Here is a 310-nt window from a genome sequence, read left to right on the forward strand (position 1 = left end):
CTTCCCATACCAATATAAAATTTTTCTCAAATTCACATTGAAGGGGGTCATAAAAGCGTTCGTGTTGTATCTTGTTTCTCAGTGAAGCAAATGTGCTGTTAGCTAACACTGTGTCGGTGCGATACAGTGAAGCCGCAATAGTAGCTATCTGTGACTTTCCAGTACCACTAGACCCCCAAAGGAACAGGATTCCTGCTGTACTCATAAGGGTTACTGGAGACGCTATAAACGAGGTTACAATAGGGAATTGGATATCAGGATATGGCAGAACACAGACAGCCCTACACACCGATTCTATCTGTTTACCTAT

Annotated in this window: 1 pseudogene; it reads right to left on the reverse strand. The window is 42.6% G+C overall.

What is annotated here, in order from left to right:
• Nucleotides 1-310, reverse strand: a pseudogene (locus P5674_RS26245) (hypothetical protein); the annotation flags it as partial.

The organism is Limnospira sp. PMC 289.06 (assembly GCF_032350395.1).
Taxonomy (GTDB): Bacteria; Cyanobacteriota; Cyanobacteriia; order Cyanobacteriales; family Microcoleaceae; genus Limnospira; species Limnospira platensis.